This is a genomic window from uncultured Actinomyces sp. (assembly GCA_900541895.1).
Lineage (GTDB): Bacteria > Actinomycetota > Actinomycetes > Actinomycetales > Actinomycetaceae > Pauljensenia.
In genome coordinates, this window is record UWSI01000003.1 from 14182 (window position 1) to 33974 (window position 19793).

A 19793-nucleotide genomic window follows, 5' to 3' on the forward strand; every position below is an offset into this window, starting at 1 on the left:
CTACTTCTCTGGGATATCGATATCAACACGCCCAGGAATGAAATCACGAGGGTTAGCAGTCGTCCCATCCGATGGACGCAAACCCGTCTGATAGCGCATCAAGGTAGCTTTGCCCTCATGAACGGTCACATAGAGGAAACCACCATTAACCGGATCACTCCACGAAAGCTGACGAACACCACCTTTATCCGAGCCCAATTGATACTCGGGATACGTCTCTGACAAGAGTTCACGGCCGATCTTTTCGACCTCAGGAACGGGAACATAAGGACCAGCAACAACTTGCCCAACAAGCTCCCACGACGGCTGATCATCGCCTGAGGATTGGTCAGTCTCTTTATTGATCTGGGACCCAAAGGCGCGCGCTTCCCACGCGCCTCCACCACCGGCCTCGGCAAGGCGACGACGGAACTCAAGAATCTTCGGCTCCTCATCACGCTGAAATGCCTGAATGGACTGACGCTGCTCCAGGGGGAGGCTTCCATCCCAATAGACAGCCTTCTTGACAGTCGGGGTGGATGTGGCAGTGGACCGGTTAGTGCCCACACCTCCAATAGAGCAGGCACTCAAAGCAATCATTGCCACTCCAAGTACCGCACATACGCGAACAATACCCCGATAGCTCACTACTTCACCCCTGCAACAACTCGGCCAAAGTCCTGAACCGTCTCCGTTCCATCTTCTAAATAGACGCTATGGTTATCAAAATTCGGTGGGTAGACAAGACCGAGTCTAAGCATCGGCAGCCACAAATGCGAATCACTCGGCGGCGCGCCATGGTTATACTTCACATACCCAGTCGCATCATTTGAAAGATGTGTGAATGTCTTGTCGTGCATCGGATCGGTTCCGAGGTATCCCAAGCGGATAGTGCTTCCAGGAAGTAGCGATCCCATACCTTGAACACTATCCCCAATTGGGACACCCGAAACCCAACGATGCCCCTCAGCAACATGTAGATCTGAAGCGTTATAGGTCCCCATACCCGGCGAACCGCAGAGAACGAGATCATCGATTACGCCATCATGAACCTTTGTCGCCGCCATTCCGACGTTGTCGAGCCATAGGAATGACCAACCAAAGTCATGTGCGCATCTCCCGCACCGTGTTCACGCGATGCTTGCATTCCGTTCAAGAAACCAGCTAAACGATCAGAGCCGGCCTGAGCGAGTTTAGGCGAGGTGATATCACTAAGATTCTCAAATTTGGCGTCACCGGGAGCATCGTAACCGAGCCACGCAACCGTTGCTACGTCTTTCAATGCGAGGTTACCTTGATCCGCGGCTGCCTGACGTAAATTCTCCATCTGGCGAATATAGTCTTTGAGACTCCCGTTAACAGTCGTACTAATCCCCGGTACAAAAGTACCGATATGCGCTGCATTATCGACGTCACCTTGAGCCACCGCAGCCTTAACACGGCGTCCGTCATCCTGAAGCGTCAATAGCGAAATAGGCTTTCCCGCCTTGCCATGCTGATAGTCTTCAAGGCTGATGCATTCGCAAGTGTAGAACGGATTTTTTCATAAGCGGCAAGATCCGACTTTGCGCGTTGTATTTTCTCCCCTATCAGGTAGCGATCTTCATTCGTCCGCGCTTTGGTCCAATAACCCTCATAGCGAGCCAGGTTCTCCCTAGCTCGATCTTCCTTGGCATCAAGATTCAACCGATTTGCGCGATCTCGTGCCCAAACCTCAACACCATCAGCGTTACCAATCAGTTCAGGATAGGTATCGCAAAGATGACGTTTCTGCTCATCGCTTTGCGCCGACCAGTACTCTGCTCGTTCCTCTGGAGACATATTCTTGAAACGCTCTTGCTCGGCCTGGGATAGGTCGCGAATTTGTCCGGGTTTCGTGGGTTCCTTTCCCGGGGCTGTCCCAAAAGAACTCAGCTTCTGATTGAGCGCGCTATCTGCGGAATCTGCCAATGCAATTGCACGCGCCACCATTCGTTCAAGGTTCGCATCAGCACCGTGTCGATAGCTTTCACTCTGCACACTTGTCGCGTCTCTCCACGCAACTTTTCCATCTTGGGAAATTACGCAACCATATCCAGCAGCAACTTTCTCTACCTGTTTAATCGCTTCCGCTACTTCAGCAACCTCAAATAGAGCGTTCCTCAAAGCAACTTGGAGGTCACCTAGTTCGTCGCTATAATTCCTGAGCTGCCAACGAGCTTTCCCCACTGCTCTGCGTAGTGCATCTGCGGTTGCTCCTTCGCCGCTGAAAGACAACGTAAGCTGCTGCAGAGCCTCAGTCTGTCTATCCACAACGTCAAGACGAACTCCAACTTTTCCGACATAGATATCCAGATCTGATGCTCTCCAGGTTTTCACCTGCGCCCAGGTTAACGACATTGTTATTCCTTTGAACCCACTGGATGGATACTACAGCACTTGCTTCACAAGCTACTTCTCTGGGATATCGATATCAACGCGCCCAGGAATGAAATCACGAGGGTTAGCAGTCGTCCCATCCGATGGACGCAAACCCGTCTGATAGCGCATCAAGGTAGCTTTGCCCTCATGAACGGTCACATAGAGGAAACCACCATTAACCGGATCACTCCACGAAAGCTGACGAACACCACCTTTATCCGAGCCCAATTGATACTCGGGATACGTCTCTGACAAGAGTTCACGGCCGATCTTTTCGACCTCAGGAACGGGAACATAAGGACCAGCAACAACTTGCCCAACAAGCTCCCACGACGGCTGATCATCGCCTGAGGATTGGTCAGTCTCTTTATTGATCTGGGACCCAAAGGCGCGCGCTTCCCACGCGCCTCCACCACCGGCCTCGGCAAGGCGACGACGGAACTCAAGAATCTTCGGCTCCTCATCACGCTGAAATGCCTGAATGGACTGACGCTGCTCCAGGGGGAGGCTTCCATCCCAATAGACCATGCTTGTTGCCTTTCCGCTCTTAGATGGTGATGCCGATTGTGTAGCCGCACTCTGGGGATCCCTCAGGACGGGCGAGCAAGCTGCCAGGGCCAGCACACAAGCCGCCCCCAACACAGACCGCCACACGGCGCGCATCAGCGCTTCACCCCCGCAACAACGCGACCGATATCCTGAAGCGTTTCGGTGCCGTCTTCCAAATAGATACTGTGGTTATCAAAGTTGAAATTAGACAGCTTACTTGCGGGGGCATCCTTATTGTATTTCGGCGAGCCTGTCGCATCGTCCGAGAGGTGACTAAACCCTGAATCAGAGTCCATGGGGTTCTTACCCAAGCTACCGACGATTCCACCTCTGAATGCCCCCGCACCTTGGACACTATCACCCTTCGGGACCCCCGAGACCCACAGATGATTTTGATCAACGTGGTAGTTTTTCGCATCGTAAGTCCCCATACCAGGAGAACCAAACAACACTAGGTCATCGATCACGCCATACTTGACCTTTGTTGCCGCCATGCCTGAGGTACTCGAACCATAGGAATGCCCGACGAGGGTCATATGCGCATCACCCGCGCCGTAGTCACGCGAGGCCTGCATACCGTTCATGAAACCAACCAAACGATCTGACCCCGCCTGAGCAAGGAAGGGGGAAATAATCCCCGGAACATCCTCAGGGTGCTTCTTCCAATCAAACTCACCCGGAGCATCATAGCCCAGCCAGGCAACAGTCGCCACATCGCTTAAAGCCAGGCTCCCCTGAACCATCGCAGCCATACGCAGGTTTTGGGTTTGTCGCATGTACTCAACCGTGCTGCCTTCAACTGTCGTGCCAATACCGGGAACAAAAGTCGCCACGTTCTTCGCATGATCAACGTCGCCTTGACCCATCGCGGCCTTGACTCGCGCACCATCGTTTTGAAGAGTCAGGAGCGACACGGGATCCCCCTCCTTCCCATGCTGGTAGTCTTCAAGGCTTATGCCCTTGTCGAGCTGTTCTTGCACGATATCATAGGCTTTCACTGCCTTCTCTGCCTTATCCAACTCACTCAGATAGAGCGCACGAGTATTGTCATCAATCCACGGGATCTTCAGGAGCTCCGTGTACATGGAGACATTGTCCTTAGCTTCCTGCTTCAGTTTCGGGAGACGATTTCTGTTTGCGCGATCCCTTGCCCAGCCCTCAACGCCATCAGCGTTACCGATCAGATCCGGGTACGTATCGCACAGATGCTGTTTCTGCGCCTCAGATTGCTGCGACCAATACCTCGCGTGCTCCTCCGGCGTCATCTTTTTGAACTTCTTCTGTTCTGCGTCCGAAAGATCATGAGTTTGCGTCGAGGTCGATTTCGCGGTACTCCCCGGCGTCCCGACGGTTTTTAAGCGAGCATTCAACGTCGTGTCGGCAGTATTGGCCAAGTCGACCGCCTGCCCCACCAATCGATTAACCGAAAATTCAATGCTTTGCCGAGTGTATTCACTCATCGAGTTCCCAGCCGAACTGCATGTCGCTATTCCCGCTGCGGAAATGGTGCAGTGCGTCGAGGACGCTTCTTGCAGCGCCAGCTTGACTGCACTTTCAACCTGGGAAACGTCACCCGATGCAACTTTGACGGCCTCTTGGATTTCTAGAAGGTCATCGGCGAGCGTCGTCAATTCCTTGTGAGCAACGCCCATCTTCGCACGCAATGCATCCGCGGTTGCTCCCTCGCCCTTGAAGGAACTCATGCGCGCCTGAAGAGCTTCAGCCTGCTTAACGACAGTATCTCGCCTTACGCCAACCGCCCCCGCATATGTGGACAAACCGGCTGAACTCCAGGTCTGAATCTGGCCCCATGTTAACGACATTGTCTTTCCTTCGACTTCCTTGAACAGACACTAGAAGTTGAATTTCACAAATTACTTTTCAGGGATATCGATATCGACACGACTGGAGATGAAATCACGAGGGTTAGCAGTCGTCCCATCCGATGGACGTAATCCCGTTTGGTAGCGCATTAAAGTGGCTTTTCCCTCGTGAACGGTCACGTAGAGGAAACCACCATTAACCGGATCGCTCCACGAAAGCTGACGAACCCCGCCCTTATCAGAACCCAACTCATAATCGGGATAAGTCTCAGACAGAAGCTCGCGACCAATCTTCTCGATCTCAGGGATGGCAACAAAGGGACCAGCAGTCACCTGACCTTGCAGCTCCCATGAGTCTTGAGAAAATCCAGCAGAATCGTCATCCCATTTCGCAATGCTCGACCCGAAGCTACGTGCTTCCCACGCTCCCCCACCGGCCTCGGCAAGCCGACGACGAAACTCAAGAATCTTCGGTTCCTCATCACGCTGAAAAGCCTGTACAGACTGACGCGCTTCCAGAGGAAGATCCCCATCCCAATAGTTCATTTTCTTTGTCTTTCCACTTGATGAAGATGATGATGCTGTCGAAGTACCGCTGGTTGGATCAAGCACACCAGGCGAACACGCGGCAAGCATGAGCGCACTTGCTCCAAGGAGGCATAAGGCATGCAGAAACTTCAGAGACTTCATTTCTTTGTCCCTGCAACGACACGGCCAATATCTTGAAGCGTCTCGGTTCCCTGTTCGAGGTAAAAATTATGGTTATCGAAGCTCGGAAGCGAAGGGTGATTATGCGTATAAAGACGCACGATGGTGTCGAGAGCGTAAAGACCCGGGTTGCTGGGCGGTGCATCGTGGTTATAACGTTCATAACCTGTTGCATCATCAGACAGATGGGTGAAAGTGGAATTTGCATCCATGGGATTTTTACCTAATCCGGCGATTCCGATCTTCTTTCTGAGAATCCCCCCTAGGCCCTGAACGTTATCCCCCACAGGAAGACCAGAGACCCAGCGATGGCTCTCATTTACATTTAGCTCGGATGGATCAAAAGTACCCATACCAGGCGAACCGAACAGCACCAAATCATCAATGACACCTGGTTTTACCTTCGTCGCTGCCATGCCAGAAGTCGTCGAACCATAGGAATGCCCGACCAACGTCATATGCGCATCCCCAGCGCCGTACTCGCGAGAAGCCTGCATCCCGGTCAGGAAGCCCGCCAAACGATCCGAACCAGCCTGTGCGAGCTTCGGAGAGGCAATGTCACCGGCATTGGATAGATTTGCCTCACCGGGAGCGTCGTAGCCCAGCCACGCAATGGTTGCAACATCTTTGGTCGAAATATTTCCCTGAGCAGCCGCAGCCTCACGAAGATTTTTTGTCTGACGGACATAGCCCTCGAGTGATCCCTCGACAGTAGTCGCAATTCCGGGGACAAAGGTCGCGATATTACTCGCATGGTCGACATCGCCCTGAGCAACAGCAGCCTTTACCCTGCGGCCATCATTTTGCAAGGTTAGAAGAGAAACCGGATCCCCTTTCATCCCATGTTGATAGTCCTCAAGAGAGATACCGTTCGCCAGAGTCGATTCAACTTTGTTTAGGGCTTTTAGGTCCCTTCTGGCTCGGTCAAGTCTGTCGTCGAGATCCTTATTTCTCTGATAGATATCGTTTCCATAGGCGCCACCTGGATAGGTGTATTGAGCAGAATTACGTACTGAGATTTCAAGGTTTCGAATTAGTTTCTCAGTCTTAGCTTTTTCTTCCCTCAAGTTAATTCGGTTTGCACGGTCTCGCGCCCACGCCTCAACACCATCCGCATTTCCGATCAACTGCGGATAGCGATCACATACATATTGCTTTTGCTCGTAGGTCTGCTCAGACCAGAATTTCGCACGCTCCTCCGGCGACATATTGCGAAACTTTTCTTGTTCCTCTTTCGACCACGGGCGGGCTCCCTTCTCCGGCATTGAGGAGGTGCTTTTCTCGGTGCCCGCCGAAGCTAGCTGCGCTTGGAACGTTGAATCCGCGTAATCCGCCAGTGTTAATGCTTCAAGAACTAGCACCTCAATCTTCTGGATTGCAGCTTGAATTGCACCTGTTCCATCGGTTCCGTAGGGAATATGGCAGGAGACACTACCATCATCAGAAATGTCGCATCCATTCAGCGAGGCGGCCGAGAGAGCATTCTTAACAGCACTTTCAACTTCGGAAACATTTCGTTCCGCGGCAACAACCGCATCTTGAACCTCTGCCAAGTCATCGGCAAGTATTTCGAGTTCTTTCTGGGCAGCGGTCATCTTTTCGCGTAATGCATCTGCAGTTTGCCCCTCCCCTTCGAAGGAGCTCATCCGAGCTTGAAGGGCATTGACCTGCTTAAGAACAGTGTCCCGCCTACTGCCAACCGTCCCTACATAACCTGACAAACTGTCTGAACTCCAGGTTTTAACCTGACTCCACGTTAACGCCATTTTTACGCCTTTAGGCCTTTAGCTTCACTGTGCCACAGGAGCTGGAGCGGGCGATGGGTGAGGAACAGGACCTTGCACAGCGGGACTCGGCGCGTAGGGAGGCATTCCCTGCCCAGGTCGATACACAGGCATTTCAGGTTGAGCACCACCCGCAGTCGTCGGCAAGGTGGGCCCCTGATACCCCCCACGCAGCGGACCTCTGGAAGAACCATTGAGTGCCGATGCTTGTTCAGAATATCTTGCCAGACTCGGAGTCGCCCCCGCTGTTCCTGCAAGAGCAGCCTGGCCCTGAGCATTGGCCTGTTGAGTATTATCTGCTTCGGTCTGAGCAAGGTTGACACCGGCTGCATGCGCAGCTCGAGCGAGTTCCTCAAGAGCTATCGAATGTGAGACAAGAAGGGATGTGTAGCGGCCCTCTACCTCGGTTGCCTTCGCGATCGAATCGGCACCTCTCATTGAAGACTCTACTGCCTCGGACAAGTCATCAATTTTTGCGCCTTGCAATTCGCCGGAAACTTGTTGCAAGGTATTCGCGGTCGCGCCGTACTCTCCGTCAACGACATTGATCATTACCACGGCTGTTTTCCCCTCTAAGGAAGCCCAATTCAACGATCTACCCACTTCGGCCGATCAAGTTGCTGTAAGTACGGCAGTGGGTGAGCAGATTTCTCTACTCACCCACACACCGTTTACGCGCAACACTCACGAGCGCTACGCATGAGTCGCATCAGCGGCCAATACCTAGGCCATTGAAGGTACGCGCACCCGTGTTATCGGTGACGACGTAGTTGCCGGCAAGCTGATCAACCAGACCTGCGAAGGCATCAAGAGCCTGCTGCATCTGGTGCATACCAGCGGTCCACTCACCATGCTTCTGGGTGTAGGACTCCTTCGCAGCACCTTCCCATGTGGCGCTACGTGCTTCAACGTCCTTATTGAACTGCTCAAGGCGGCTGAGCAGATCGGTCGCCTGCGTGCGCAGATCAGCCGAGACCTGCTGGAGCAGCTGCGGGCTTACGCGAAAATCTCCACCGTTCATTTCTTTTCCGATCTACTCACATGTTCAGCATGGCTGCGCCGGTCTTGGCAACAGTCTGCTGGGCATCTTGTTCGTTCTGAATTGTCTGAGCGCCAACCGAGGCAAGTGCGCTTTCGAAATCGGTCAGTGCCTGAGTGGTCTTGGACGAGCCAGCATCCCACTGCTCCATGACGGAGTTGAACGCCTGTGAGGCGCCACCCTGCCAACCACCGATAGCGGTAGCGACCTCACCCTTAACCTTTGCGTTCAGGCCCTGCAGGTAGGCCTGCAGGTTAGTGACAGCTGTGCGAATGGCATCATAGCTGGCTTGTTCTGCAGAAATATTTGCACCGCTCATGGTCCACCCTCCTAGTTTGTCGTTCGGGTCCCCCCGAAGTCTTGCATTGATCGACCCTCTGTAACGGAGGGCACAATCGCGATTTCGGTTATTACATTATCGAAGCGCTCTGGGAATGCAAATACAGGTTTCATGAAACCAGCTAGGCTTAAGGCAGCACTATTGAGCAAAGGAACCTCATGGCAAGCACTACCACATCCAGGCCTCCAGCCCTTATGCCCGTTAGCATTCGCATGGGTGAGAACACCGTCGATATGTCGGTCCCGACGAACGTTGCACTGGCCGAATTTGCCCCAAATATTGTGTCGCAAATCACACAATTATCGGCCAGTTCTGCCTCTCAGGGGTACCGAATTACGAATTCTCAGGGCCGAGTTCTCGATCAGAGCCAGACCCTGATCAACCAAGGAATCCAAGCCGGATCCGTTCTGATTCTGTCCAAAATCGGCGACAGCACACAGGATTTGCGCTATGACGACTTAGTCGAGGCCGTGGGAACCGCAGTCGAAAACGATCAGGCTCCATGGAATTCTGACAATTCGGTAGATCTTAGCACACATGCTTCTGCACTGTTGGTCCTCACTGCAGCCGTTCTGATCTTCACCGGAGGCAAAGGAAGCTACCTTGGTTTAATTACCGGATTGGCCGGAACTTTACTGGCCTCTCTAGCCTGCGCACTGATTTCGCGCTCAACCCAGCGCCTTGCTCCCCTCTCTCTTGCGCACTCAATTCCGATCCTTGCCGGTAGCGCAGTCATGAGCGCAATCCCTGGCTCTTGGTCAGCCCTTCCACTGGCTGGCTTTGGAATTGCAGCGATGGTTAGCGCAGCAATCCTGCTGATCATTCTTCCCAAAACCTTGCACGGCTCCATTGCTGCGCCCCTCACCTATGGCTTATCAGCAGCAATAATCGGCTTGCTTACGGGATTTGCACACCTTTCAACCCAGCGCTCGGCAAGTGCAATCTATACCTTATTAATAGTGCTTATTTTGATCGCTCCCTGGTTTGCGATGGCTCGAATTCCTATTCGCGTGACAGGAAACCCCGAAACTATCGACGCCTACCAGGTTGTTCGTAAGGTAAACGACGGTCATATCCTGACCATTTCTCTTAAAACTGGCGCTTCGCTGGGAATCTTGATCTGTGTTCCACTTCTTCTTGATACCCGCTACTCACTGCTCCTTCTTATCTGCGGAGGCGTTGCTCTTCTGCTTTCAACACGGTCCTTGCGTTCACGAGTCGAGGTCCTGATCGGTGCGATTCTGGGCATCATCCTGATCCTTGTCAGCGCAATCGGTAGCGCAATCCTCATGCCTCAGGCACTCATTCCAATTGTCCTATTGCTCTTCATTGCAACCGGGCTTGTCCTGGCACTGACCGTTATCGATCCGAAGATGCGCCCATGGGTCACCCGAATCGCTGACACTCTCTCGCTTATCACCTTGCTGGCACTGGTGCCCATCACGACTTTGGTATGGGGGGTCCTGTAATGCCATCAAATAAGGACATCCTTGAAGCGCAACGTTTCAATCGTCGCCGCCTGGTCACGGCATTCACCTCTGGTACTCCCGGAGGAAAAGAGCTCGAATCAAAATCAACCACTCGCCCTCTAATCGTCGGAGCCTCGCTTGCGGCACTTGCAGTTCTCATTGCAGTTGCTGTCGGTAGGTTCGTGCCGACGCTTCCCAGCGGCTGGCAAGACTCGCACCTGATCATCACGAAGGCTGAAGGTGCACGCTACTACTCGATCGAAGGAACACTTCGCCCCGTTTCTAACGTCACCTCCGCCAAGCTTCTCAGTGAAAGTGGAAAGCTTGTGACTTCCTCGGTTTCGACTTCCTCGCTCGAGGGAATTCCCCGCGGAAGCGCGATCGGCCTGAGCGATGTTCCCGACGACATCCCAACTGCAGACCAACTGCACTCCTACGACTGGACCGCATGCGCGGCCTCGTCTGGAATCAAAACTTGGGTTGCTGGTAGCCCCGAGGGCCTCAGCAACGCAACCAGCGCCCTCGTTTCCAACGAAGGAAGGCTCTACCTGGTCACAGGTGGGGTCCGCTACCCCATCGAAATTGCGCACGCACAAGCCATTGTCAACGTGCTCGACCTGTCCGGACGCACTATCACCCCGGTGAGCGCGGCTTGGCTGAACTTGTTCACCGAAGGGTCAACTTTGGCGCCCGTCGATATCCCGAACCTGGGTCGCCCGGTTTCTGGAATGTCGCCGCGAATCACCGCAGCACAGGTCGGAACAATTATCGAGGTCGACGAATCCGGAACACCGCGTCGCTACGTCATCACTGACGACGGAACTATTACTCCGCTGACGGACTTCTCGTACAAGCTCTACCAGGCCTCGTGGGCAGATCGCGGAAGTCCGCAAAACCTCATGATTGACCTCTCAGAACTGGCATCACTGACGGTGAATAACCAGGGCGTCATCCCCTCGGATTGGCCCAGCCAGGTTGGTGAAGTTCTGGGGGCCGATGCAGCGCCATGCGCTCAACTCGTCGTGAACCACTCCAAGGCAGAGACCGTTCTTAAGTCCATTCCCACCTCCGAGCTCGCTCAACTTCACCCGCGCGAGGTCAATGTTCGAGGCGGTTCAGGTGCACTGGTCCGTTCCTCCTCCGGTGGGTCAAGCGGCCCTATCGTGTTTGTCTCTGACATTGGTAAGGCCCACGGTTTAGGAAATAACCCCAGCGATACACTGCAACGCTTGGGACTGCCCGAAACTGCGGTCTCCCCCCTTCCGGCAGCATGGCTAGCGCTCATTCCTGAGGGTCAAGAACTCACTTCCGCTGCGGCTTGGGAAACGGTTGGTGCTCAGTGAATCGACTGACAAATTGCACGCTGAGCTCTCTTGCTGCTCTGGCGCTGTGTGGCGCAGTTGCGCTTCCTTCCGCATATGCGGATACGCCCACACCGGGTGAGACTCAGGGAAGCGACCAGACGAACTCGCAGCAAAAGCGGGGATCCGCCACAAAACAGCCCGAGGAAGGCTGCCAAATCGGTATCGATAAGTGGATCACTCAGCCTCCTTCGGCCTACTCGTTCCTCGGAATGAAAGAGGCCCTGAAACTCTCGCAGGGTCAAGTGCGCGTTGCGATCGTTGATTCGGGTGTTGCCGCAGGAAACGCCCACTTCAAGGATTCAGTTGAGCCGGGTACCGACCTGGTTGAGTCTGGTGACGGGCGAAAAGACGCCTTCGGACATGGCACCGCAATCGCCGGACAGATCGCCGCGCGTGAGGTCTCAGGTTCAGGCGTTGTCGGCTTCGCCCCGCGAGCAACCATTGTCCCCGTGCGCGTCTACGTTGACTCCAGTGACGACGCCAAGCGCGCGGGCAAGGGGCCGACAGCTGCGCGCACAGCCGATGGTATTCGTTGGGCTGCCGATCAGGGAATTCGCGTGATCGTCGTCCCGCAATCCTTGACCTCTGACGATGTTTCCCTGCGCACAGCCACTCAGTACGCGCACTCAAAGGGCGCGCTGGTCGTGGCCTCGGCAGGCAATGTCGAGCAAACCCAGTCGGGATCGCAAGACACTGCGGTCCGCTTCCCCGCGGGATACCCCGAGGCCTTGGCGGTCACCGCGGTCGATGCGCAAGGTAACCCCAGCCAATCCGTCGTTCACGGAACCCACGTAGAAATCGCTGCACCCGGTTCGCAAATTGCGTCAACCTTCTTTGCAAACGGTGACTGCATGTTCGCAACGCAGGGAGCCTCGACCTCGTATGCGACGGGGTACGTGGGCGCAATTGTTGCGTTGATTGCTGCAAGGTATCCGAACGAGACCCCTGATCAGTGGAAGTATCGCCTTCTGGCCACCGCACTTCGCCCAACGCCTTCCCAGCGCACTGCCGAAGAGGGATGGGGAATCGTCGCCCCCTTTAACGCATTGAATTTCGTCAATGACGGGAAAATGCCTGGACCCACAAACCCCTTGTACCCACCGATTCAAAAGACAGCAGATCCGGTTATGGTGAAACCTGATCTTCCGGTTGATACGACGACTCCACGTCGAATGTGGGCATTGGGAATCTCCAGTGCGGGCCTCACGATTGTTGTCGCAGTGCTCTTAATTCGCAGGTTGCGCAGTAAAGAGGCCTGAAGTCGCGTATGCCGAATTTCAGAGTAGTTAGTGCTGCTCTTTATTCGTATTTGCGTCGCCCTGTGGGTTCTGCCCATTACCTTGCTGGCCGTTACCCTGCTGGTTCTTGTCGCCCTCTTGATTCTGGCCATTCCCATTTTCAGGGATTGTCACGCAGTTCTTCGTGGGCTGCGAGGAGCGCCCATTCTCTGCCACTGACACGACCTCGATGCATACCTCACCGGGAACTGCCTTCACCGACACCGCATTTTGGCGCGTCTCAGCAACCGCATCATCCGTACCCGGTTTTGAAACGGTGTAGACATAACGCCTATGCCCAGCCGATGTCGTCCCAACCGCGGGGTCAGTCCAACTCCACTGAATATCCTCACCATTCACGCGTGCAACCAATTGGTCAACCGCGGGCGGAGGAACAGCAATCGGGTCTTCACCCTGCGATCCCTGCGTGGAAGAGCTACTTGCCGAGGCCGTAGGGGAAGCAGTCTGATTCCCCACCCCGATGATGCTGCCTCCACCCGTCAGCATTGCAACAATGACGGCGCCTAAAACCACCATCGCCATGACGACAAGCGCGATGATCGCGATGATCTTCTTCGGGCCCGAACGTCGACCATCTGGAAGATAGCCCAAGGGGTGGCCGGTATCGAAGGTATTTTGAGTGGTATGCCCCGGAGCATGCCACGAGTCTGGGGCAGGTGCATATCCGGCACCAAATTGCTCGCTAGCTGCGCCAACCGCAGATGCATCCTGCTGGTGGAGACCAGGGAAATCCTGCTGGTTCTCCGGGGTCTGGGTTGGTGTCGGAGCGTGCATACCCGGGCCTTGCACACCCGAAAGCGAGGCATCGACGGGCTGAGACTGCATTCCACTGGACGCACTCCCTTCCGCGGCATTCCCGCTGACCGGATTGGTTACGGATGCGGGTGAAGGAGATGCGGCCTCGGCAGCGGAAGAAGAGGCAGCCTGCCCCAGGTCAAGGGAAGGCGCACGCAAACGCGTTCGCTCGGCATCGATCGAAGGCATCGCACGCAGACGGGTCGCCTCATCTTGAGCCGCATTCGGGGAATTTTCGCCCTGGACAGCCCCCCACGAAGCCGCAGTGTCATCAGCGGCGCCGGCCGAAGAGCCATGAGCCCCAAAACTGCCTACGGTATTACCGTCACGCAGCTCCATCTTGGTGACCGGGCGTCCCATGAGGGTCTGAATATCTTGAAGCTGCCGGCCCAGTTCAGCCGCTGAGGCAGTCCTCTTCCGGGGATCCAGCTGCATCGCGTGGCGCAAAACGCGCTCAAGTTCCTTGGGGGCATCCGGGCGAGAAAGCCCACGGATGCGTCCCTCATAGACTCGAGCAGCTACCGAGGCAGCACTATTGTCACCAACCGGATCCTCGAATGGGCTACGCCCGCTGAGGAATGTCCACAAGGTTGTTGCCAGTGCCCACACATCCTGAGTCGGATGTGCGTGGGTGGAACGATTGTGTTGTTCAGGTGGAGCCCAGAGCACTGAGAAGCCATCTAGGCTTCCTTTTTCCAAAGCTCCAATACGAGAGGCAACGCCGAAGTCTCCCAAGACCGGGTAGTTGTAGGAGTCGAACATGACGTTCGCAGGCTTGATGTCGCGATGGACATAGCCATTACGGTGGAGCATCTCAACGCCACCGCACAAACGAATCACGACATCAAGTGCCCGATCCACAGCCATCGGCATTCGACGTACCTGTTCGGCAACGTTTGCGACCGGGCAGAATTCCATTTCCAAATAGGGACGACCATCGGGTGAAGTCCCAATCGAATACAACTCCACCACAGCGGGGTGGCCGGCAATGGAGGTCATGACATCGGCCTCGTGACGGATTTGCGCGTACTCAACCTGGTCGCCCACCGAGCGCGCAACCTTCACCGCAACTTCACGCGCAGGAAGCTCCTGGCGGTAGAGGTGAACGTCAGCGAAACCTCCAGAGCCTAGGGCACGCAGCCACGTGTGACCGGGAAGCTCGGGAGGAGGAAGACGCCTAGAGGGAACCGAAGGGGTCATGATTGCTTACCTCTAAAGGGATGACGAAGACGGCGACGAAGCACACCCATCGGTGAAGCACCGTGCTTTTGACGGTAGCGCGCGCTGAGTGAGGACAAGGAAAGCGCACGGCGAATCCGGGTCCAGCGAGTTGCATTTTCGCGCAGCTCCTGAGTCAGCTCATCAACAATCTGCCAGGAATCAGTCGCTTGTTCGGGCTGAACCTCATCACCAGAGAAATCAGCCGTATCTGCCCAACGAGCAACGCGAACAGGCCTGGGAAGTTCTTCGCCAAATTCATACCACTGAGGGGTTGAGGTGCTGCTCTTGGCTGCGCTTGCTGGCCACAACGGTGACGTCGTGAGCATCCACGCGCCCTCTTGACGTGTAAGGTCGGTCGGCACGACAACGCCGGCATCGCGTGCGAGATCAACGACTTCGTCCCATGAACCTGTCAGTGCCTGCGGAGGCGCGGACCAGCGGCGCTTCTTGGTACGGCGACTCTTGGCCAGCACAATAGCCAGAAGTGGGATTGCGATGATCGCAAGAATTCCACTACCGGTTGCAATGATTCGCCACGGAATCTTCAGCCGCGAGTCATCATTCGAATCTGAACCACGATCAGTAGTTGTCGGGGGAAGTTCCGCGGGCTGTTCGGGTGGCTCTGGCGGTTGAAGAACCTGAGGACGTGGCACGGAACGCGGCTTCGGGACATCGGTTTGAGGCACCTGGTCGCGCGGCGGGGTCGGGTCGAAAACTGCCCAACCGACTCCTTGGAACTCGACCTCAACCCAGGCGTGGACATCCGAACCACGAAGATCGACATCGCCGCCCTTCGACTCATTCGGATAGGCGCCCATGACAACCCTGGCGTTCATACCGAGGTTGTGCAGCATCAGAGCCATGAGCACGGAGTACTGCTCATCGTCACCGATCATCTGCTCGGCTTCAAGCATGCGGCTCAGGCGGTCTGCCCGGTTACCCGGGCGTGACTGAGCGTTATCTTCATTCGAATAGAAGCCTTTTTCCTTCAGGTAGCGCTCGATCGCGCGGGCTTTTGCAAGATCGCCCTGCTCGGCTGCTGAGGTCTGAGTCGCCAGATCGCGAACCGAGTCGGGAACGCCTTTATCTCCACCGCGATAGGGAACAGCACGGGTTCCTGACAGCTGACCATCCGACCAGATTGGAGCAACCGTTGAATCCATGGAGTACACCATGGTTCCGCCCTGAACGTTCTTCGATGTCGCAAGTGCAGCATTCGCCCACATGTCGTAGTAGAGACCATCAGAGAGCGTCGTCACCACAGCGGCGTTCGGATTACCCTCTTGTTGGTTCGCCTGGGTACCAGAAGCTGAAGCCGATTGATCAAAATTCATGGTCGAAGGCGTACCGACGATCGGAACCCACGGGCCAAGGAGCTGCGAGGTTGTGAAGGTCATATGAGCTGACGAACTGCCTTCGGGAGCCTGTTGCTGCGGCAAGGTCGATCCCACGTGAATAAAGCCATCGGAGGGACCACTTCCCGGAGCACTCATTGTCATGGTCGTTCCGTCGTAACTATCCATGACGCCGATACGCACGCGTGCGCCTTCTGGAAGACCATCCACGTGGATCAAATTCTGCTCTTGCAAGTCAACGTTGTAGTGACGGAAAGCAGATAGCGGAGAGGGATACTGACGCGCGTCCAACGGGGGTTGGATAACATCGCGAAGCACAACGCGGGTATACCACGGTCCATAGGCATTAGTGAGCGGAATAGCGGCAGCGGCAACAACCGCAATGACCAGCGCGCCACCGGCGATTTGGCGTCCCAGGTGGATACTTCCTTGAGAGCCGCCCTGAGTGGTCTCCCCCAGCGTCGCTGAGGTATCCGATGCGGTTCCGCCGCCGACACGAACATCCAATCCTGCTTCGAGTCGACGGTACTGATCTGCCCATGCACACCAACCCAAGGCAAGTGCCCACCATGCGGCGATCAACCAAATGTTCGGGAAGGTACCGCCCTTACCCCAAGCAATACCGATAACTCCCATTACGGCCACGGGAATAACTGCAGCAATTGCACGCCCAGCGCGAAGCACCAATAGCGCCGAGATGAAGGAGCACAGCAGACCGCTCAGCCACGGGACCATTGCTGGACCAACGTAGGCCGAGGCCGGCGGGGTGATTGTCAGCAGGTCCTTCCACGCATAGACCACCTGCAAAACCAAGAGCTGCAGGGTGCGTGGAGTAGGAAGCCCGTAGAAAGTTGTCGAGGGGTAGGCCGCAACACCGCCAATAAGGAAGTGAGCTGCGATCAGCCCAGCAATTGTCGATAGCCAATCCCAGCGCCAGAAGCTCGAGGCCCAGGCGACGAAAAGCCCCGCAGCAACGCCGGCTGCAGCGGCACGCACGCCAACCCACGAGCCAAAAACGGCCTCGTGAACCCAAATGGTGGGAAGGAAAAGCAGAACTAGACCAATGAGGAACCAGGCCGGCAGGCCTCGGCGAGAGATCTGGAAGCCGGCACGGGCGCCCAGGTGAAAACCGGTGGTGGTTTGAGACATCAGGCCAAACCTCCCGCAGCAACCAAGCGAGGAAGATCCTCAAGAGTCGGGCAATCAGCCAAAGTTCCGTGGCTCAAACGACGCAGCTTCGGATGGCCGGGGCGAACCCGAACCACCGCGCTGCGCACATCAACCGGAATGGCATTCAACAGGTGCGAAGCCTGATCGTCATCAACCGTAGGCGCAGCAATGACCGTGACAACCGAAAGACCGGGACGCTTAGCGATTGCCTCACGCAGACGCGCCATAAGATCGGCTTCACCCGAGTCATGAATTGCACACATCGCATCGAGCATGCGCGTTGCAGCACTGGTCGTGACCCAATCGGAGGCAGTCGTCAACGACACGGTTCGAGAAGCAGCCATGTCGGCAACGGCCAAAGAAGCCGCAATCGATACAGCATTTTCGAAAGAATCACGGTCATTCCACTGTCCCAGACGCGTATCCAAAACAACCAAATGGTGCGAACGTCGCGTTTCCTCAAACTGGCGAACAACAAGGCGCCCGGTGTGAGCGGTCATTGGCCAGTGGACATTTCGGCGGTCATCACCGGGGACATAATCACGAAGCGCATGGAATGAAACATCAGAGGACGACAATTTCGCAGTCGTGACGCCCTCAACATCGGCGTGGATACCCGTCGCATCGAAAGGAACGCGAATGGTCTTCGGGTGGACGTATAGGGTCACCGGTTGAGACCACGTGCCAATTCGACGAATCAGACCCAGAGGATCAGCGCGAAGTGCGCGCGCGGGGCCAACGGTCACCAGGCCTCGGCGATGGGTAACGACAGAGAACACTTCACTCCAGACTCCCTTTCCCGGAAGAGGAGGAACCAAGAACTGAAGTGCAGATGAGGCAATTGGAAGTTCGATGAGACCGGAGCGCGCGCGGCGATCCGACATATTCTCAGCGGTGATCTCGCCAACGGCGGTTTGGCCAGCAACAATGCGCTGACGTGGAAGTCGCACTGACACCTTGTGAGGGGAAGGAACAATCACCCACACAACGGCGATAAGGAAGGCAAGAAGGCATGCGCAGGCAACAAAGAAGGCTTCGACCCAACCAAAAGCGTGAGACACGATGGCTGCGATGAGTGCTGAGAAGAGCACAACCCAGCCAACCGAGGTCACCGAGCGAGCTGCTTGACGCAGGTACTTCACACCCGGAGCAGTCCCCAAAGATTGCGCGAAACGAGAGATTCCCTGGCGGAGTCCGCCCACGCTTGTCTTCACCGTCGCGCGTGCCGAGGCGAAGACTGAGCTCTTTGCCGAGCGTGCGCTTGCATCCTTTGAGCTTGCGCCTTGTTTGGCAGAAGAGCGTTTTCCTTGACGACGTTTTCCGCTGTCAAGGTGCTCTCCCCCTGGGCGTTTTGCGCCGCGGCGCGAACCTGAGGTACGCGAAGCGGCAGGAGCTTTCGAAGCCGAATGCTTAGCCACGATCACCCACCTTCACGCCTTGGACTTCCTTGATGCGCATGTTTAGGCGCTCACCGCCGGGGCGGGAACGGAGGAAAGTGCACGCGCAATAACGCCTTGAGCGGTTGCACCGGAGAAGGCTGCGTCGGGATCGACAACAATTCGGTGTGCCCACACGGGAGCTGCCAATGCCTTGATGTCATCGGGAAGGACGAAGTGACGGCCCTGAGCTGCGGCCCATACTCGTGCACAGCGAACCATACCGATAGCACCACGGGTCGAGACACCCAAGGTAGCGGAATCATCGTCGCGCGTGGCCTCGGCAAGGGCTGCAACATAATCCAGCACTGCGCGCTCCGTGTGCGTCTGCGCAGCGAGTTCAGAAAGGCGAACCACCTGTCCGCTCTCAAGAAGCGGCTTGAGACGCTTGGAACGGTCGGGGGCTGCGGAGCCATCAAGGATTTCAGCCATTGCCGCGCGCGAGGGGTAGCCGACCGAGGCCTTCATCAAGAAGCGGTCGAGCTGCGCTTCAGGCAGCGGGTAGGTTCCAGCCTGTTCCACCGGGTTCTGCGTCGCGATAACCATGAAGGGACGAGGCGCAGCATGGGTGACGCCATCAACCGTCACCTGTGCTTCTTCCATGACCTCAAGAAGAGCCGACTGGGTCTTCGGCGACGCACGGTTGATCTCATCGGCAAGGACGATAGAGGCGAAGATCGGACCGGAACGGAAGTGCCACTCGTTGTTCTTCTGGTCGTAGACATTCACGCCCGTAATATCAGCAGGGAGCATATCGGGGGTGAACTGAATACGAGAGTGCGTGCCAGCAATTGTTGCTGCGATCGCGCGAGCAAGAGCGGTCTTTCCCGTACCGGGAGCATCTTCAAGAAGAAGGTGTCCCCCGGCGAACATAGTCGTCAGAGCCAGGCGAATCACCGGTTCTTTGTCCAGCAGCGCCTGGGAGATACCGCCGACCAAACCGGCGAAGGTTTCGGCGAAACGCTGGGCATCTTGCGAGCTAAGCGCCATGGGAGGGACTCCATTCATCTGTCGGTAGTGAGTGTTCAGTTCTGAAGTGAATATCTTGGATGAGCTGAGGTCT

18 protein-coding genes are annotated in these 19793 nt (G+C 55.8%); 3 read left to right on the forward strand and 15 right to left on the reverse strand.

The annotated features are described in order from the left end of the window. From QZR18_RS01555 to QZR18_RS01605, 11 genes are all read right to left on the reverse strand, one after another. Positions 1 to 627 (reverse strand): DUF4853 domain-containing protein, encoded by a 627-nt coding sequence (locus QZR18_RS01555; protein ID WP_295910100.1) that lies wholly within the window; start codon positions 625 to 627, stop codon positions 1 to 3. Next, positions 627 to 1046, reverse strand: a complete 420-nt coding sequence (locus QZR18_RS01560) for an alpha/beta hydrolase (RefSeq protein ID WP_295910102.1) — start codon at positions 1044 to 1046, stop codon at positions 627 to 629. Before QZR18_RS01560 ends, QZR18_RS01555 begins: the two co-directional genes overlap by 1 nt. Further along, positions 1016 to 1444 (reverse strand): alpha/beta hydrolase, encoded by a 429-nt coding sequence (locus tag QZR18_RS01565; RefSeq protein WP_295910104.1) that lies wholly within the window; start codon positions 1442 to 1444, stop codon positions 1016 to 1018. The genes QZR18_RS01560 and QZR18_RS01565 overlap by 31 nt, the downstream gene beginning before the upstream one ends. After that, positions 1441 to 2358 (reverse strand): hypothetical protein, encoded by a 918-nt coding sequence (locus QZR18_RS01570; protein ID WP_295910105.1) that lies wholly within the window; start codon positions 2356 to 2358, stop codon positions 1441 to 1443. The genes QZR18_RS01565 and QZR18_RS01570 overlap by 4 nt, the downstream gene beginning before the upstream one ends. A gap of 51 nt (positions 2359 to 2409) precedes the next feature. Then, entirely contained in the window at positions 2410 to 2907 is a 498-nt protein-coding gene (locus QZR18_RS01575; protein WP_295910108.1) for a DUF4853 domain-containing protein, read from the reverse strand. 134 nt (positions 2908 to 3041) lie between these two features. Beyond that, entirely contained in the window at positions 3042 to 4751 is a 1710-nt protein-coding gene (locus tag QZR18_RS01580) for an alpha/beta hydrolase (protein WP_178704171.1), read from the reverse strand. A gap of 51 nt (positions 4752 to 4802) precedes the next feature. Continuing rightward, positions 4803 to 5441 carry a DUF4853 domain-containing protein gene (locus QZR18_RS01585; RefSeq protein WP_178704173.1) on the reverse strand — a complete coding sequence of 213 codons (639 nt, stop codon included), beginning with the start codon at positions 5439 to 5441 and terminating at the stop codon, positions 4803 to 4805. Continuing rightward, positions 5438 to 7105, reverse strand: a complete 1668-nt coding sequence (locus QZR18_RS01590) for an alpha/beta hydrolase (RefSeq protein WP_295910110.1) — start codon at positions 7103 to 7105, stop codon at positions 5438 to 5440. The genes QZR18_RS01585 and QZR18_RS01590 overlap by 4 nt, the downstream gene beginning before the upstream one ends. 144 nt (positions 7106 to 7249) lie before the next feature. Next, the gene (locus tag QZR18_RS01595; RefSeq protein ID WP_178704379.1) at positions 7250 to 7795 is read right to left on the reverse strand and encodes a hypothetical protein; all 546 of its coding nucleotides are present in this window, start codon (positions 7793 to 7795) and stop codon (positions 7250 to 7252) included. A 157-nt stretch (positions 7796 to 7952) separates the two neighbouring features. Continuing rightward, complete coding sequence (locus QZR18_RS01600; RefSeq protein ID WP_178704179.1) at positions 7953 to 8264, reverse strand: WXG100 family type VII secretion target; 312 nt, start codon at positions 8262 to 8264, stop codon at positions 7953 to 7955. A gap of 16 nt (positions 8265 to 8280) precedes the next feature. Beyond that, the gene (locus QZR18_RS01605; RefSeq protein WP_178704182.1) at positions 8281 to 8601 is read right to left on the reverse strand and encodes a WXG100 family type VII secretion target; all 321 of its coding nucleotides are present in this window, start codon (positions 8599 to 8601) and stop codon (positions 8281 to 8283) included. Positions 8602 to 8780: 179 nt separating this feature from the next. On the opposite strand from QZR18_RS01605, the gene QZR18_RS01610 reads away from it, so the two are divergent. The 3 genes from QZR18_RS01610 to QZR18_RS01620 are packed head-to-tail and all read left to right on the forward strand — an operon-like array spanning position 8781 to position 12714. After that, the gene (locus QZR18_RS01610; RefSeq protein ID WP_178704184.1) at positions 8781 to 10091 is read left to right on the forward strand and encodes an EsaB/YukD family protein; all 1311 of its coding nucleotides are present in this window, start codon (positions 8781 to 8783) and stop codon (positions 10089 to 10091) included. Then, complete coding sequence (gene eccB / locus QZR18_RS01615; RefSeq protein ID WP_178704187.1) at positions 10091 to 11434, forward strand: type VII secretion protein EccB; 1344 nt, start codon at positions 10091 to 10093, stop codon at positions 11432 to 11434. The genes QZR18_RS01610 and eccB overlap by 1 nt, the downstream gene beginning before the upstream one ends. Continuing rightward, on the forward strand, positions 11431 to 12714 hold the full coding sequence (locus QZR18_RS01620) for a S8 family serine peptidase (protein ID WP_178704190.1): 1284 nt from the start codon (positions 11431 to 11433) through the stop codon (positions 12712 to 12714). Before eccB ends, QZR18_RS01620 begins: the two co-directional genes overlap by 4 nt. A gap of 27 nt (positions 12715 to 12741) precedes the next feature. Here QZR18_RS01620 and QZR18_RS01625 read toward each other — a convergent pair whose 3' ends face one another. The 4 genes from QZR18_RS01625 to QZR18_RS01640 are packed head-to-tail and all read right to left on the reverse strand — an operon-like array spanning position 12742 to position 19720. Next, positions 12742 to 14748, reverse strand: coding sequence for a serine/threonine-protein kinase (locus QZR18_RS01625; protein ID WP_178704192.1), 2007 nt, complete (start codon positions 14746 to 14748; stop codon positions 12742 to 12744). Beyond that, on the reverse strand, positions 14745 to 17273 hold the full coding sequence (locus tag QZR18_RS01630; protein WP_178704195.1) for a transglutaminase family protein: 2529 nt from the start codon (positions 17271 to 17273) through the stop codon (positions 14745 to 14747). Before QZR18_RS01630 ends, QZR18_RS01625 begins: the two co-directional genes overlap by 4 nt. Then, entirely contained in the window at positions 17273 to 18712 is a 1440-nt protein-coding gene (locus tag QZR18_RS01635; protein ID WP_295910115.1) for a DUF58 domain-containing protein, read from the reverse strand. The genes QZR18_RS01630 and QZR18_RS01635 overlap by 1 nt, the downstream gene beginning before the upstream one ends. Positions 18713 to 18754: 42 nt before the next feature. Then, complete coding sequence (locus QZR18_RS01640; RefSeq protein WP_019126856.1) at positions 18755 to 19720, reverse strand: MoxR family ATPase; 966 nt, start codon at positions 19718 to 19720, stop codon at positions 18755 to 18757. Positions 19721 to 19793 lie beyond the last annotated feature (73 nt).